Consider the following 16,093-nt stretch of genomic DNA (forward strand, 5'->3'; position numbering starts at 1 on the left):
CTACACTGTAAAATATTTAAAAAGGAAAAACCGGATGATGTCATAAATCTTAGCCCTTTTACTATTTTACCTTTTTGCCGTTTCGCTAAAAAAAGCAGAAAGGGTACCAATGAATTATACAGTACAACACATTGCAGAGATCACCAATTCACAGTTCATTGGTGACGGAAGTTTATTGATCAAAAATATAGCATACGACAGCAGGATTATTTATTCTATCAAGAATACAGCTTTCATTGCGATCAATACTCACAAAAATTCCGGTGAAAAATTTATTGAGTCTGCAATGGACAAGGGAATCAATGTCATTATTTCTGAACATCATTATCCGGCGTTTGAAAATATAACCTGGATCATTGTTGAAAATTCTGTAGAGTTTCTTCAAAAGTTAGCAAAGTATCATTTTGAACATTCTCATTTACAATCCATCGGGATTACGGGAAGTAATGGTAAAACTATATTAAAAGAATGGCTCTATCAATGTCTGTGGAATGAATTTCCTACAGTGAAAAGCCCTAAGAGTTTTAATTCCCAGATCGGCCTTCCGCTGTCTCTTCTTCAAATCAACAATTCTCATCAACTGGGAATTTTTGAAGTGGGAATTTCAAAACCGCATGAAATGGAAAAACTTGAAAATATTTTCCACCCTCAGATCGGACTGCTCACGCATATCGGAACTGCTCACGCGGCCAACTTTTCTTCCGAGGAAGAATTGATTAATGAAAAAATTATTCTTTTCAAAAATTCTGAAGTGATCATTTATAATGGAGATAATTTTTTGGTTGATCAAAAAATTAAAAAATCCTATTCTGATAAAAAATTAATTTCTTACGGTTTTAAAAAAGAGAATCAGGTTTTCATCAAAAACAATATTTCCAAAGATGAAAACATCATTGTTGAATATTTGGGTGAAGAAATCAGTTTTCCTGCGCATCAGAGAGACGAAGCTACATTAACCAATGCTATGGCGCTTATCTCCGTGCTTAAGGAACTGAATATCGAAAATAAAAAGATCGTTGAAAAAATCAACCTTTTAAAAGCCGTTGAAATGAGGCTTGAAGCCATTGAAGGAATTAAAGGCAATATTATCATCAATGATTCTTTTAATCTTGACCTCGACTCTTTGAAGACTGCCCTGCAGTTTTTGAATGAATACAACAAATCTAAAAAATCACTGGTCTTAACAGATATTGTAGGAGTAAACTCCAACGCCAAAGAATTATATGAAGAAGTTTCTGAACTGGTGAATGAGCAAAATTTTGACTCTGTCTTCTTAATTGGTGATGAAATATCAAACTTTAGTGAATTATTTAAAACTAAAACATATACTTTTATTGATACTAAAGAGCTCATTGAAAGCAAACATCTTACTGAAATAGAAAATCAGATTATTCTGCTCAAAGGAGCCAGAAAATTTGAGATCGAAAAACTGAAAGATATTCTTGAACTCAGAAAGCATGATACGGTATTGGAAGTAAACCTTAATGCAATTCTTCACAATATCAACTATCATAAATCATTGCTGAAACCGGGAACTAAAATGATGGCAATGGTGAAAGCCAACGCTTACGGGCTGGGAAGCTTTGAAGTATCAGAATTTCTTCAGCATCATCATATAGATTATCTTGGGGTAGCCTATGCAGATGAAGGTGTAGAGCTCAGAAAAAAAGGAATCACTACTCCTATTATTGTGATGAATCCCGAACAGCACAGTTATCAGACAATTATTGAATACAACCTTGAACCTGAAATCTACAGTTTCAGAGTTTTGGAATTATTCTATGAAGCGGTTCAGAAATCCGGATATGATAAGAAGTATCCAATCCATATCAAGTTGGAAACGGGAATGCACCGTCTTGGTTTTAAAGACTTTGAGCTGGATCAATTAAACGAAACTTTAAGCCATAAAAATGTAAAGGTTCAAAGTATGTTCAGTCATCTATCTTCTTCTGATATGCCTGAAGAAAAAGAATTCACTTTAAAACAACTGGAGGTTTTCGAAAAAAATTCCAGCTATCTTATTGAAAAACTGGGTTACACTCCTATCCGCCACATCCTGAATTCAGCAGGAATTACCAGCTATAAAGATCATCAGCATGATATGGTGAGAATTGGTATCGGAATGCTGGGAGAATCAGCAGATGCTGAAATTCAGAAACAATTACGATCTGTTGTAAGTTTTAAAACCGTAATTTCACAAATATCAACCGTTGAAAACGGGGAGTCGGTAGGATACAGCAGAAGGTATAAAGCAGATCATCCTACAAGAATTGCAACAATTCCTGTGGGATATGCGGACGGAATTCCAAGACTGATCGGAAATCAGGTAGGAAATGTCGGAATTAACAAAACACTGGCACCCATCGTTGGAAATATCTGTATGGATATGATGATGATCAATGTTGACCATATTCCGAATGTAAAGGAAGGTGATACAGTAACTGTTTTCAACGCCAAACCAAGCTTAAAAGAATTCGCAGGATACTGCAAAACGATAACCTATGAAGTATTAACCTCCATTTCCCCGCGGGTGAAACGGATTTATATAAAAGATTAACTATGAGAAAACTCCTGATTCTGCTTTTCATATTCCCACTGTTATTGATCCATTCTCAGGTAAAAAAAAATCTGGTAATTCCGAAGAATCCAAAAATAGGCCTGTCTCTGGCCGGTGGCGGAGCCAAAGGATTTTCACATGTTGGAGTTCTTAAAGTGCTGGATTCATTGGGAGTGAAAGTGGATTACATTTCCGGAACGAGTATGGGAGCCATCGTAGGCGGATTGTACGCCGCAGGCTATTCCGGAAAAGAAATAGAAAAAATAGTCATGGATACGGATTTCTATTCTCTGATTATGGATCCGAAGTCCCGGCAGGAAGCAAGCTTTTTCAACAAATCCGTAGACAAATATCTTTTATCCATTCCGCTTAAAAACGGAAAAATTACACTTCCCTCTTCCATCAGCACCGGCCAGAGAAACGTTTATCTTCTGAAAGAACTTTTCAAAAACGTTTCCAATATTGAAGACTTTTCTAAAATGCCTATCCCATTCCTATGTGTTGCCACCAATCTTGAAAGCGGAAATATGCAGATTTTTGAAAAAGGAGATCTCGTACAGTCTATTATGGCAAGTTCTGCGTTTCCTTCTTTAATGGATCCCGTAAAAATTGGTGACAGCATTTATATAGACGGAGCAATGACGGTAAACTATCCGTCAAAGCCTCTAAAGGACAAAGGAATTGACATTGTCATTGGTGTGGACCTTAATCAGGATCTTTCTAAAAGAGAAGATTTAAACAATATTATAGCCATTCTGAACCAGGTCATAGATTTCGGTATCAAAAGAGATACCCGAAGACAATACAGATATACAGATATCAATATTAAACCCAATCTGAAAGGAATGTCTGCTACAAGCTACGATGATAAAAAGAAAATTCTCGACAGCGGATATGTGGAAGGTATGAAATATTCCCAGGTATTAGACCAACTGCCAAAGAGATCATTTGACCGTCTCAGACAACAGGTGAACCCTATATATTCCAATGTTTATAAAATAGACAGTATTTCCATTGAAGGAAGCAAAATTTATGGTAAAAACTACACGCTGGGAAAAATGGGATTACGCCTTCCCTCTTTGCAGACCTATGGAAGCATTAATAAAATGATAGATAAACTGGTTGCTACCAACAACTACAAATTTATCAATTATGATATCGTTCAGGAGAATGACGCCAATTATCTGAAGCTTTACGTAACTGAAGATGATGCCCGTCATTTTTTAAAATTCGGATTGCATTATGACGAAGTTTTTAAAACGGGACTTCTTTTGAATTATTCTGCAAAAAGGCTTTTATTCAAAAATTCAAACCTTTCGGTTGATCTCGTTGTAGGAGACCGTCTCAGATATTACCTTAATTATTTTGTAGATAACGGATACATTCCGGGAGTTGGGCTCTATTCATCAGGAATGAGCTTTGATATAAAGAATGTAGATAATTATGTAGTAGACCGCTGGGAATGGATCAGAAATGAAGCTTATATACAGTCGACCTGGAAGGATAAATTTGCCATTGGCGGCGGTATTAGCCACGATTATTTTAAAGCAGAAAACAGCAATGGAGATAACAGGCGATACAGCCGTTTTCTGAACCCTTATGTTTTTATTAAGACCGACACTCAGGATGATAAGGAATTCCCTACAAAAGGGGTTTATTTTGCAGCAGAAGGAAAGGTTGTAGATCTTTTAAAGTCTGAAGTTGATAAAAGAATCATTCAGATCAAAGCGGACCTTAAGCTTAATATTCCGCTTAGCAAACAATTCAGCTATCGTCTCAATCTGTTTGGAGGAGTTACTATCGGTGAAAACCTTCCAGGCTATTACCAATACAGATTAGGCGGAATTTTTGAGCAGAATCTCATCAATTTTAAAAGCTTTGGTGGATTTTATTTCGCCCAGTTGTATACAAACAATGTAATACTGGCATCTAATGATATCCAGTTTAAGTTTAATAAAAACTATTTTATCAGCGGAAACTTTACCTTTGCCAACTTATCAAACGATATCAAGTTTGAGGATGCAGTTAAAGTAAATTATAGCTCACTGGGAATTACAGCTGGTTACAAATCTCCTTTCGGGCAGATAAAAGTAAACTTCAGCCACTCCCTAAAAAATAACCAAAAAGGTATATTCAGTGTTATTTTAGGACACTGGTTTTAAAAAAAATGATACAGTTCTTTTACGAAAACTTACCAGAGTCGGTAAGTACAGATTACAAAAAATGGCTGGAAGATCTTATTCTTTCAGAAGGAAAAAAATTAGGAGAAATCAATTACATTTTCTGTGATGACGAATATCTTCTTAAGATCAATCAGGATTATTTGCAGCATGATTATTATACAGATATCATCACTTTTGATTATGTAAAAGGTAAGACAATAAGCGCTGAGATTTTCGTATCTTTGCAGCGCATTTCTGATAACGCCTCTACCCTTTCCCGAGATTATGAAGAAGAATTAAGAAGGGTTTTAGCCCACGGTATTTTACACCTTGCAGGCTATAAAGATAAGACGGAAGAGGAAGAAAAAGAGATGCGGAGAATGGAAGATCTGTACCTGGATAAATACAGGGATTTAAAGTTTTAAAATTGAAGAATCACTTAAAGTCCCACATCTAAAGTACTCTATTCTAGCAACAATATAAGTTTACCTAGAGTACATTCTCCAAAAATGTTTCACGTGAAACATTGGTTATAAAGATAAGGTTTAAAGCTTAAAACAAGCGAGATAAAAATGATTTCAGAAATATATGATGTAATAGTAGTAGGTGCAGGACACGCAGGTTGTGAGGCAGCAGCAGCAGCAGCTAACCTGGGTTCAAAAACACTGCTTATTACAATGAATATGCAGACCATCGGACAGATGAGTTGCAACCCGGCAATGGGCGGAATCGCAAAAGGACAGATCGTAAGAGAGATTGATGCAATGGGAGGATATTCCGGAATTGTGGCAGACAAATCTGCGATCCAATTCAAAATGCTGAATCTTTCAAAAGGTCCTGCGATGTGGTCTCCGAGAACCCAAAATGACAGAATGCTTTTTGCCGAAGAATGGCGTTTAGCATTAGAGAATACTCCCAATCTTGATTTCTTTCAGGATATGGTGAAACAACTGATTGTTGAAAATAATAAAGTAGCCGGAGTGGTTACTTCTTTAGGAATTGAGATTAAAGCAAAATCTGTAGTTCTTACAAACGGAACTTTTCTTAACGGATTAATCCATGTTGGAGATAAACAATTAGGAGGAGGAAGAATGGGTGAACCAAGAGCTTTTGGAATTACAGAACAACTGGTCACTTTAGGTTTTGAGGCAGGAAGAATGAAAACCGGTACTCCACCGAGAGTAGACGGAAGAAGTTTGGATTATTCAAAAATGGAAGAACAGAAAGGAGATGAAAATCCTCAAAAGTTCAGCTATCTTGATACACCAAAACTCACCAAACAACTAAGCTGTCATATCGTATATACTAATGAAACGGTACACGATATTTTAAGAGAAGGCTTTGACAGAAGTCCAATGTTTAATGGAACGATTCAAAGTTTAGGCCCAAGATACTGTCCAAGCATTGAAGATAAAATTAACCGTTTCGCAGAAAGAAACAGACACCAGCTTTTCGTAGAACCGGAAGGATGGAAAACTGTGGAAATCTATGTCAACGGATTCAGTTCTTCTCTCCCGGAAGATGTACAGATCAAAGCGATGAAACATATACCAGGATTTGAAAATGTAAAAGTTTTCCGTCCGGGTTACGCTATTGAATATGATTACTTCCCTCCTACCCAATTGAAACATACGCTGGAAACTAAATTAATAGATAATTTATATTTCGCAGGACAGATCAATGGAACAACCGGATACGAAGAAGCAGCCGGCCAGGGATTAATTGCCGGAATCAATGCACATAATAAAGTACATGAAAAGGGAGATTTTATCCTAAACAGAGATGAAGCTTATATTGGAGTATTGATTGATGACCTAATTACAAAGGGAACTGAAGAACCTTACAGAATGTTTACTTCCCGTGCAGAATACAGACTCCTTTTAAGACAGGATAATGCCGATATCAGATTAACAGAAAAAGCATATCAGCTAGGACTGGCAAAAGAAGACAGATTAAGACGCGTCGAAACTAAAGTATCTGAAAGTCAATCACTTGAAGAATTCCTTCGAGAAACTTCTTTAAAACCAGGTATTATTAACCCTGTCCTGGAATCTATTGAAAGCAGCCCAGTAGACCAAGCTTACAGAGCAGCTCAAATCCTAACCAGACCTAATATGACATTAGAAAAACTGGATGAAATTGATTTTATTAAAGAAGTTTCTACCCAATATAATGATGAAGTAAGAGAGCAGGCAGAGATCAATATTAAGTATAAAGGATATATTGAGAAAGAAAAAGAAAACGTTGCAAAGCTGAATCGTCTGGAAAATATTAAAATTCCTGAAGATTTCGATTATACAAAGCTTTCCAGTCTTTCTGCAGAAGCAAAACAGAAGATGTCTAATGTACGTCCGAAGACTATTGCACAAGCTGGAAGAATAAGCGGAGTTTCCCCTGCTGATATTAATGTTTTATTGGTTTACCTAGGGCGTTAAAAAAATGTTTCACGTGAAACATTAGAAAATAAAAACAAAAATTAAGGTATTTATAAGCGTAAAACACTTCTGAATATCTTAATTTTTTTATCATATAAAAGATATTTACTTCAATGAAAATAAAAGATCATTTTCTTTCACAGGAAATATTTGAAATTAAAGAAACAGAAACTAAAGGAGTTTTTAAAACTACTCCTATTCCATCCAATATTTCCAGATATTATGAAAGTGAAGATTATATTTCTCACCACCAGGATTCCGGAAGTTTAAAAGAGAAACTTTATAAATTTCTTCAGTCTTTTAATCTGCAGTATAAAAAAAATATACTGGTAGACAGAATAAAAAAAGGATCAAAAGTTTTGGACTATGGATGCGGCGCAGGAGAATTTGTAAAATATATTGAAAATGATTTTGAAACCTATGGATTTGAACCGGATTCTGATGCCAGAAAAGCAGCACAGGGAAAAATAACCAAGGCTTCTATTTTAGATGATATTAACAAAATTGAGGAAAATACCTTAGATGCTATTACACTATGGCATGTATTTGAGCACATCGAGAATCAGGACGAAATGCTTGCTGTTTTTCATCAAAAATTAAAAGAAAAAGGAATACTTGTTATTGCAGTTCCCAACCCTACTTCCTATGATGCAAAACATTATAAAGAATATTGGGCCGCTTATGATGTTCCAAGACATATCTATCATTTTTCAAAGAACGGTATGGAAAACCTGATTTCCAAAAATCCTGACTGGAAAATGAGAAAGATCAAACCTTTGGTTCTTGATTCATATTATATCTCTATGTTGAGCGAAAAATACAAAAAATCACCCTTATTTTGGCTAAAAGCAGTGATCTTTGGAACAATTTCCAACGTAAAGGCATTATTTTCGAACGAATTTTCAAGTTTGATATACATTATCGAAAAAAGATAGAAAATCGATTTTTGACCTATTTATGAAGGTCAATTTTCAGCAATTTTAAACTTAAAAATAAAAAACTCAGGATTTTTTCTTCTGAGTTTTATTTTTTTATATCTATTCAATCAATAATTTCTTTACCAACTTTAAATGCAATTTTTTAATCTGATTATCTTTATTAAAATTAACAGACCTATCCCCTACTCTATTTTTAAAATATTCAAAGAACAATCCAAAATCAATCTAAAGTTGAAAATCATGTCAGAATATTATACAATCTTTCTACGGGCATTAAAAGAGAAAAAAATATAAAAAAACAAATTATGAAAATAAAATTCCCCAAAAACAATAGTATTTCCTGCTAAAAATAAATCAGCATATAAATTCCCGAAAAAAAACAGAAAATCGATTTTAAAGGCATTTATGTAGGTCAATTTTTCAGCGTTTCAGGCAAAAATAAAAACCAGCAGTCAGACAAGACATTAATTTTTAAATTGATTCAAAAGATGCAGGAAATGAAAATAAGAACTGCCCTACCCTACACATCAAGAATAATGACAAAATATAAAAGTAGCAGAAAACAATAAAGCGAGTTTGTAAAATTTTATCAGAAATTAATTCTTAAAAAAATTTCAATGCTAAAAGTATTTCAAAAAACTACCTAATTTTTTCTTACTATAAATAACATAAGAAAATCTGGTAATTGGTTCATTTTACAGTACTTAAGAAATAATCAAAGCTAAACCAAACCATTTAAAAAATAAAATAAATAAGCTTATTTATTGAAATTCAACAAAATACAGAGCATTCACACTTATATGAAATAAATTAGATGCAAAATAGTATTTTAAAATAACTATCAGAATCTTCTAAGCAAGAAAGAAAAAGTAAATCTACCCTATTTCAAAAATAAAAGCTATAAGTTCAGTCATTAGGTTACCTACACCTATGAAAAAACTACCTGGAAAAATAAATCTCAAAATAAAAAACGATCAAAACTGCTTTTAAAATAGAGATCTTCAACCAGGTAAAATTTACCAGAAAATTGATAAATAAAATTCAATAATCTATCTACTATTTCAAAATTACAAAGCAAAAAAATGAGCCAATGATCTCCAAAAATTCTGTTTAAAAAATAGAAAAAACACTAAAATTACGGAGATATAAAGGAAGATTCTGATAAGAAAAAATACTTTAAAAGCTTAAGCAGTTGAAAGAGAATTCAATTTAATCACATATAACTATAAGTTATATCTAAAATACAATGGAAATACCGATCGATAAAGGATTTTCTGTATATTCCGGAAATAAAAAAAGCCTGCTAATATAATTAGCAGGCTTTACAATATCTTGCCTTTTCTATTAATTATTGATTGCTGCTACCCCTGGTAACTCAAGTCCTTCAAGACTTTCAAGCATTGCTCCACCTCCGGTAGAAACATAGCTTACCTGATCAGCATATCCGAATTGCTTAACAAAAGCAACACTGTCACCTCCTCCAACTAAAGAGAAAGCACCAAGTCTTGTTGCTTCAGCAATACTCTCTCCTAAAGCAACTGTACCACCAGCAAAATTTGACATTTCAAAAACCCCGATAGGCCCGTTCCAAAGAATAGTCCTTGAATTCAACAATACATCATTAAACTGATCTCTCGATTTGTGACCCGCATCAAGTCCCATCCATCCTTCAGGGATTGCATAGATATCAGCTTCTTTTCTCTCCACATCATTACTAAAGCTTTCAGCAATGATAGCATCAGAAGGAAGATATACTTTTACTTTATGCTCTTTAGCTTTTGCTAAAATCTCAAGTGCCAAAGGAAGCTTATCTTCTTCTACAAGAGAATTACCAATTTTTCCTCCAAGTGCCTTAATAAAGGTAAATGCCATACCTCCACCAATGATCAGATTATCTACTGCAGGAAGAATATTTTCTATAATGGTAATTTTAGTTGAAACCTTAGAACCTCCTAAAATAGCTGTAACAGGTCTTTCCCCACTTTTCAATACTTTATCGATAGCCTGAAGCTCTTTAGCCATTAGCAAACCGAAATATTTAGTTGATGGAAAATACTGAGCGATTACTGCTGTGGAAGCATGAGCTCTGTGCGCTGTACCAAATGCATCATTTACATAAGCATCTCCTAACTTTGCAAGTTTCTCCGCAAATGCAGCATCCCCTTTTTCTTCTTCATTATGAAAACGTACATTTTCCAATAATAAGATTTCCCCAGGTTTTAAATCGGCAGCTGCCTGCTCTGCTTTCTCTCCGATACATTCATCCACAAACTTTACTTCCTGTCCTAAAACAGAAGAAACTTCGCCTACAATATGTTTAAGGGAAAATTCATCTTTAACCTCTCCCTTAGGTCTTCCAAGGTGTGTAATTAAGATGACAGAACCACCATCATTAAGGATCTTCTCCACTGTAGGTTTCACAGCAACAATTCTTGTATTGTCTGTCACTTTCAGTTGATCATCCTGCGGAACATTGAAGTCCACTCTTACCAGAGCCTTCTTATCTTTAAAATTAAGATCATTGATTGTTTTCATAAGTAGATTTATTTTTTGCTAAGCCCTATGAAACCGTCGTGCTCAAAATCCGTTTTAGCTTTCGGAAAAATCTCGCAAGAACAATTTCATAAATCTCATTGAATTTTTGTTTCACAAATGTAAGGTTTTAAACTTTTTCAACAGTTTGATTAAAATAAAAGTTTTCAAAAACTTTCCCCGAACCCAATCACCCATTAATCAACAATTTTTTCTCTTTAAAAAAAAAGAATAATGTAGTTGTTGTTGAGTGTTGTGAATTTCGGGGATAAGTTTTATGATAATAATTGATAACATTCAACTTGTATCCAATTCATATTTAACTCACAATATAAATTCCTGTAAACCCGCTATTTCAAACACTTATTAACAAATGTTGATAACTTTGAAATGAAGCCATTATTAGTTATTTTATTATGGAAAAATCTGGGGATAGCTGAAGAAAACATCTGGAAAGTTGTGGTAAAAATCTTCGGAAAGAATTTCTATTACGAAATAAATTGATCTTTAAAAATAGAAAGTTGAGAAAAGTTTTCCACAGTTATTCACATACCTTTTCACAATTAACTCAGGGTTTACTAACACGAATTGTTATTATTCTTACCTTTGTAAGGAAATAGAATCTAATAAAGCTTAATAAGAGTATTATGAAAAGAAAAATTGCGATCGCAGCAGACCATGCCGGCTATGAATATAAGGAGATTGTTAAGAACTACCTTTCAGAAAGGTTTGAAGTTCAGGATTTTGGAACGTTTTCCACAAACAGTGTGGATTATCCGGACTTTGTACACCCTGCTGCAACCTCTGTGGAAAACGGAGAAAATGAGCTGGGAATCCTGATCTGTGGAAGCGGAAACGGAGTTCAGATCACTGCGAACAAACACCAGAAAATAAGATGTGCTTTGTGCTGGATGCCGGAGATTGCAACACTGGCAAGACAGCATAATGATGCCAATATGATTTCACTGCCGGCAAGATTTATAGCTAAAGAACTGGCGCTGGAAATTGTAGATCAATTTCTTTCAACAGACTTCGAAGGTGGAAGACACCAGAACAGAGTTGACAAAATTGCATTTTGCTAAATAAATAAAATAAGGCTTGTAAATCACTTTGCAAGCCTTATTTATTTTTTATTCGTACATTTGCAGTGTCCGATAGAAATTTATACTCTATTTTTCTCCAAAGCCTTTCTTATATTTGAAATATATTAATAGAAGGTTTTTCTCTTTTCTTCTCCAGAATTGTATTAAATTTATACAAAACTAAAGCTCCCGTTGTAAGTAAACTGAAAGATAATTTCTGATGATTTACGGAAAGATTCTAATGATGAAATTGAATGACCTTATACAAAGGAACGAATAAGGAAGATTTAGAAAAAGGTTTTATTTGAGATAAGACCAAAACAATTAAAAGAAAATTAAAATGCCAAAAAAAAGAAAATATATAAGTCATAAAAATGATTTAAAAATGATGGAGATCGGAAGAATGATCCTCCGTTTTATGAATGCAAATTCATCCAAAATTTATAATTATAAGCAGATCGCTGACGGAATAGATTACAAAAATCCAAGACAAAGAGAACTTGTGATCCAGGCACTGCATAAACTTCAGGGATCTGAAAAGATTAAAGAAGTAGAAAAGGGAAAGTATATTGTGAACCTGAAAATCGCAGGAACGCTTACTGGAACTATTGATTTCAACCAAAGTGGAAATGCTTATGTAAGTGTGGAAGGATTGGAAGATGATGTCTTCGTTCATTCCAAAAATGTGAAGGATGCGCTGCAGGGAGATAAGGTTCTTATTATAACTTATCATTATAAAGGAAAGAAGCTGGAAGGCTCTGTCCTGGAAGTTTTGGAGCGTACCAGAACAGAATTTGTAGGAACATTTCAGAAGGTTACCCACAAGGAATTTGGATTTGTGGTTTGTGATAAAAAAACAATCAACACAGATATCTTTATTCCGAAAGGAAAGTTCAACAATGCTGAAGATGGTGATAAGGTCATTGTAAAAATGACAGAATGGAGGCCGGGTGACAAAAATCCGGAAGGAGAAATCATTCAGGTGCTGGGTGCTCCGGGAGAACATGAAACGGAAATCCACTCTATTCTTGCAGAATATGGTCTTCCTTATGAGTTTCCACCGGAAGTAGAAGCAGACGCAGATAAAATCGACAGAAGCATCACAGATGAAGAAGTTGCAAAACGATGGGATATGCGTAGTATCTGTACGTTTACGATCGACCCTAAGGATGCGAAGGATTTTGATGATGCTTTATCCATAAGAAAGCTGGAAAACGGAAACTGGGAAATCGGGGTTCATATTGCAGACGTATCCCATTATGTAGTTCCGGGAACTATTCTGGATGATGAAGCTTATCAGAGAGCCACTTCGGTATATCTTGTTGACAGGGTTGTGCCGATGCTGCCGGAAGTATTGAGTAATGATGTCTGTTCACTTCGTCCCCATGAAGATAAATATACTTTTTCTGCAGTTTTTGAACTGAATGATAATGCTGAAATTCAAAAGCAGTGGTTCGGAAGAACAGTAATCCACTCAGATAGGAGATTCACATATGAAGAAGCTCAGGAGCGTATCGAAACCGGACAGGGAGATCTGGCTGAAGAGATCAATACACTTGATAAGCTGGCCAAAATAATGCGTCATGAACGTGTGAGAAAAGGAGCCATTACTTTTGACAGAAGTGAAGTAAGATTCAATCTTGATGAAAATAATGAGCCGGTTGGGGTTTACTTTAAAATCAGTAAAGATTCCAACCACCTGATCGAAGAATTCATGCTTTTAGCCAATAAAAAAGTATCAGAATTTGTATCCCTTTCAAGAAAAGGTGAGATCACCAATAATACATTTATTTACAGGGTACACGATGATCCGGATCCTGCAAAGCTGGAATCGTTGAGAGACTTCGTTGCTACTTTCGGATATAAAATGGATTTGGCCAATACCAAAAAAGTGGCTGCGTCTTTGAATAAACTTCTTCATGATGTAAAAGGAAAAGGGGAAGAAAATATGATTGAAACCCTTGCGATGAGAAGTATGAGTAAGGCGGTATACTCTACGGAACCAATCGGCCACTATGGTTTAGGTTTTGAGTATTACAGTCACTTCACCTCTCCTATCCGTCGTTATCCGGATTTGCTGGCACACCGTCTTCTTCAGCATTATCTGGACGGAGGAAAATCTCCAAACAGAGGTGAGCTTGAAGAAAAAGCAAAACACTGCAGTGCTATGGAAAGACTGGCAGCTGATGCGGAAAGAGATTCCATCAAGTACATGCAGGTGAAATTCATGGAAAAACATCTGGGAGAAACATTCAGAGGAGTGATTTCCGGAGTGGCAGAGTTTGGTTTCTGGGTTGAAATTCCTGAGAATGGTGCTGAAGGTTTGATCAAGTTAAGAGACCTTGTGGATGATTCCTATATGTATGATGCGAAAACCCATGCTGTATACGGAATAAGACATGGAAATAAATACCAGCTTGGAGATGAAGTTCAGATTAAGGTGGTGAAAGCCAATCTGATTCAGAAGCAGCTTGACTTCCAGATTGTGAAGTAAAGAATTAAGTATTAAAGAAGACTGTTGATAAAATTATAAAGGCTGATGTGTTACCAAACCGTCAGCCTTTTATTTTCTAAATGTAAAAAGTATGAAAATGTACTCTCCTCTACTCTCCTATTTCTTAATAAAAAAATTACATTAAACTCTTATTAAAATCCACTTGATATATCACAACTTTATTGAATAATTAAATCATAAAGTCTAACTTTGTATTAAACGAAATGAATTTTTATTCATTTTAAAACACTACTTAATGCTAGAACTTGTACTATCTGCCGTCATATTAGGATTTATGCTAAGCCTGGTTTTCATAGGACCTATTTTTTTCCTGCTTATTGAAACCAGCTTTTCCAGAGGCCCCAGACATGCCTTGTCACTGGATCTTGGCGTTATTACAGCAGATTTATTATGCATTGTAGCAGCCTATTATGCCAGTACAGATATTGTAACGTTAATAGATAAACATCCGGGATTCTACAGGATCACTTCTATTCTTATTTTTGTTTACGGGATTGTAATGCTGGTAACCAAAACCAAAATGCATATGCCCGGCGAAGAAAGGATTATTGGACAGAATTATATTAAGACATTTTTCAATGGTTTTTTCTTTAACCTTCTCAATGTGGGAGTCATTCTTTTCTGGCTGGTAACGGTAATTTCCGTAAGGAATCAATATCCGGACACCAGCAGTTTTGTTTTATACATCAGCATAGTTCTGGCCACTTACCTTTCTATAGATCTTGCCAAGATATTTCTTGCCAAGCAGTTTCATGATAAATTAACACAAAAACTGGCCAACCAGATCAGAAGAGTTGTTGGCTGTATTCTCATTATCTTCAGTTTCTTTATTTTCCTGCAGAGTTTCAAAAAATTCAATCAGTTTGAAAGACAACTGGAGGAAGCAGAAAAGAAAGAAGTAAAATATCAAAAAGCAAAATGAAAAAAATGATCTTTCCAAAGTCTCTTAAAAAAGGAGACAAAATAGCTGTTATTTCCCCTGCAGGAGCTGTAGATGCCACTCAACTGGAAAAGGGAATAGAAATGATTAAAAGCAGAGGTTTTGAACCCGTTCCCGGAGAACATCTCTACACTAAATTTTCAAACGGATATAATTATGCCGGAACAGAAAAGGAAAGAGCAAAAGATATCAACTGGGCTTTTAACGATAAGGAAATAAAAGCTGTATGGGCTTCAAGAGGAGGCTATGGTTGCCAGCATCTTATTCAGCATCTGAAGCTGAAAAATTTCTCAGAAAACCCGAAATGGTATATTGGATATTCTGATAATACAGTTATCCAAAGTTATCTGATGAAAAAAGGTTTTGTTTCCATCCATGGACAAACCATCAAAACATCCAGCTTTGGAGTTACCGGAGAAAGTTATGATCTTATTTTCGATATCCTGAAAGGGGAAAAGCCAAAATACAGCCTTAAATCTCACCCATTCAATAAAAAGGGGAATATTCAGGGAGAACTGGTCGGAGGGAATTTAGCCCTTATCTATGCCCTTCTTGGAACCAAATATTCATTTGACTTTAAAGACAAGATTCTGTTTATTGAAGATATCGGGGAAAACTTCTATGCACTGGACCGTATGATCATGAGTCTGGAGCTGGCAGGTGTTTTCAATAAAATCAAAGGATTGATTGTTGGTGGAATGACCAATATGGGTGATGAAAAGGAAAATCAAAGCTATGATGAAAGTTTTGATGAGTTCGTTTATAAACTGATCTCAGACAGAATTTCAAAATATAAATTTCCCGTAGTGTTTGCTTTCCCGAATGGACATATTAAGGACAACAGACCCCTTTTAATTGGTGCCAACGTGAAAATGAAAGTGGATGCTAATGTAAAAATAGATTTTTAAGGCACTACTACTCTCCCATCTCCA

At 35.1% G+C, this 16,093-nt stretch carries 10 protein-coding genes; 9 read left to right on the top strand and 1 reads right to left on the bottom strand.

Features of this window, described 5'->3' with window-relative positions:
• The first annotated feature begins 109 nt into the window (after window positions 1–109).
• The 5 genes from ACLI50_RS18415 to ACLI50_RS18435 all read left to right on the top strand — a co-directional run bounded on the left by ACLI50_RS18415 (window position 110) and on the right by ACLI50_RS18435 (window position 8,089).
• The gene (locus ACLI50_RS18415; protein WP_411414388.1) at window positions 110–2,557 is read left to right on the top strand and encodes a bifunctional UDP-N-acetylmuramoyl-tripeptide:D-alanyl-D-alanine ligase/alanine racemase; all 2,448 of its coding nucleotides are present in this window, start codon (window positions 110–112) and stop codon (window positions 2,555–2,557) included.
• A gap of 2 nt (window positions 2,558–2,559) precedes the next feature.
• Window positions 2,560–4,719: a patatin-like phospholipase family protein gene (locus ACLI50_RS18420; protein ID WP_110008959.1), complete on the top strand. Its 2,160-nt coding sequence runs from the start codon at window positions 2,560–2,562 to the stop codon at window positions 4,717–4,719.
• A 5-nt stretch (window positions 4,720–4,724) separates the two neighbouring features.
• A complete protein-coding gene (gene ybeY, locus ACLI50_RS18425; RefSeq protein ID WP_034694045.1) occupies window positions 4,725–5,144 on the top strand; it encodes an rRNA maturation RNase YbeY in 420 nt (139 codons plus the stop codon).
• A 147-nt stretch (window positions 5,145–5,291) separates the two neighbouring features.
• Window positions 5,292–7,154 (top strand): tRNA uridine-5-carboxymethylaminomethyl(34) synthesis enzyme MnmG, encoded by a 1,863-nt coding sequence (gene mnmG / locus ACLI50_RS18430; RefSeq protein ID WP_120232317.1) that lies wholly within the window; start codon window positions 5,292–5,294, stop codon window positions 7,152–7,154.
• Between the two features lie 113 nt (window positions 7,155–7,267).
• Complete coding sequence (locus ACLI50_RS18435; protein WP_202842156.1) at window positions 7,268–8,089, top strand: class I SAM-dependent methyltransferase; 822 nt, start codon at window positions 7,268–7,270, stop codon at window positions 8,087–8,089.
• A 1,347-nt stretch (window positions 8,090–9,436) separates the two neighbouring features.
• Here ACLI50_RS18435 and ACLI50_RS18440 read toward each other — a convergent pair.
• Entirely contained in the window at window positions 9,437–10,627 is a 1,191-nt protein-coding gene (locus ACLI50_RS18440; RefSeq protein WP_395972078.1) for a phosphoglycerate kinase, read from the bottom strand.
• A gap of 644 nt (window positions 10,628–11,271) precedes the next feature.
• Here ACLI50_RS18440 and rpiB point away from each other — a divergent pair.
• The 4 genes from rpiB to ACLI50_RS18460 all read left to right on the top strand — a co-directional run bounded on the left by rpiB (window position 11,272) and on the right by ACLI50_RS18460 (window position 16,069).
• Complete coding sequence (gene rpiB, locus ACLI50_RS18445) at window positions 11,272–11,706, top strand: ribose 5-phosphate isomerase B (RefSeq protein ID WP_202842160.1); 435 nt, start codon at window positions 11,272–11,274, stop codon at window positions 11,704–11,706.
• Window positions 11,707–12,046: 340 nt separating this feature from the next.
• On the top strand, window positions 12,047–14,200 hold the full coding sequence (rnr, locus tag ACLI50_RS18450) for a ribonuclease R (protein ID WP_395972076.1): 2,154 nt from the start codon (window positions 12,047–12,049) through the stop codon (window positions 14,198–14,200).
• 256 nt (window positions 14,201–14,456) lie between these two features.
• On the top strand, window positions 14,457–15,143 hold the full coding sequence (locus tag ACLI50_RS18455; RefSeq protein ID WP_202842164.1) for a LysE family translocator: 687 nt from the start codon (window positions 14,457–14,459) through the stop codon (window positions 15,141–15,143).
• The gene (locus ACLI50_RS18460; RefSeq protein ID WP_202842166.1) at window positions 15,140–16,069 is read left to right on the top strand and encodes a S66 peptidase family protein; all 930 of its coding nucleotides are present in this window, start codon (window positions 15,140–15,142) and stop codon (window positions 16,067–16,069) included. Before ACLI50_RS18455 ends, ACLI50_RS18460 begins: the two co-directional genes overlap by 4 nt.
• The last annotated feature ends 24 nt before the right edge of the window (window positions 16,070–16,093 follow it).

The organism is Chryseobacterium cupriresistens (assembly GCF_046614675.1).
Classification (GTDB): domain Bacteria; phylum Bacteroidota; class Bacteroidia; order Flavobacteriales; family Weeksellaceae; genus Chryseobacterium; species Chryseobacterium cupriresistens.

Bases quoted from the DNA above. Each gene is read 5' to 3' on its own strand.
- ACLI50_RS18415 (WP_411414388.1), top strand. From the start codon at position 110: ATGAATTATACAGTACAACACATTGCAGAGATCACCAATTCACAGTTC.
- ACLI50_RS18420 (WP_110008959.1), top strand. From the start codon at position 2,560: ATGAGAAAACTCCTGATTCTGCTTTTCATATTCCCACTGTTATTGATC.
- ybeY (WP_034694045.1), top strand. From the start codon at position 4,725: ATGATACAGTTCTTTTACGAAAACTTACCAGAGTCGGTAAGTACAGAT.
- mnmG (WP_120232317.1), top strand. From the start codon at position 5,292: ATGATTTCAGAAATATATGATGTAATAGTAGTAGGTGCAGGACACGCA.
- ACLI50_RS18435 (WP_202842156.1), top strand. From the start codon at position 7,268: ATGAAAATAAAAGATCATTTTCTTTCACAGGAAATATTTGAAATTAAA.
- ACLI50_RS18440 (WP_395972078.1), bottom strand. From the start codon at position 10,627: ATGAAAACAATCAATGATCTTAATTTTAAAGATAAGAAGGCTCTGGTA.
- rpiB (WP_202842160.1), top strand. From the start codon at position 11,272: ATGAAAAGAAAAATTGCGATCGCAGCAGACCATGCCGGCTATGAATAT.
- rnr (WP_395972076.1), top strand. From the start codon at position 12,047: ATGCCAAAAAAAAGAAAATATATAAGTCATAAAAATGATTTAAAAATG.
- ACLI50_RS18455 (WP_202842164.1), top strand. From the start codon at position 14,457: ATGCTAGAACTTGTACTATCTGCCGTCATATTAGGATTTATGCTAAGC.
- ACLI50_RS18460 (WP_202842166.1), top strand. From the start codon at position 15,140: ATGAAAAAAATGATCTTTCCAAAGTCTCTTAAAAAAGGAGACAAAATA.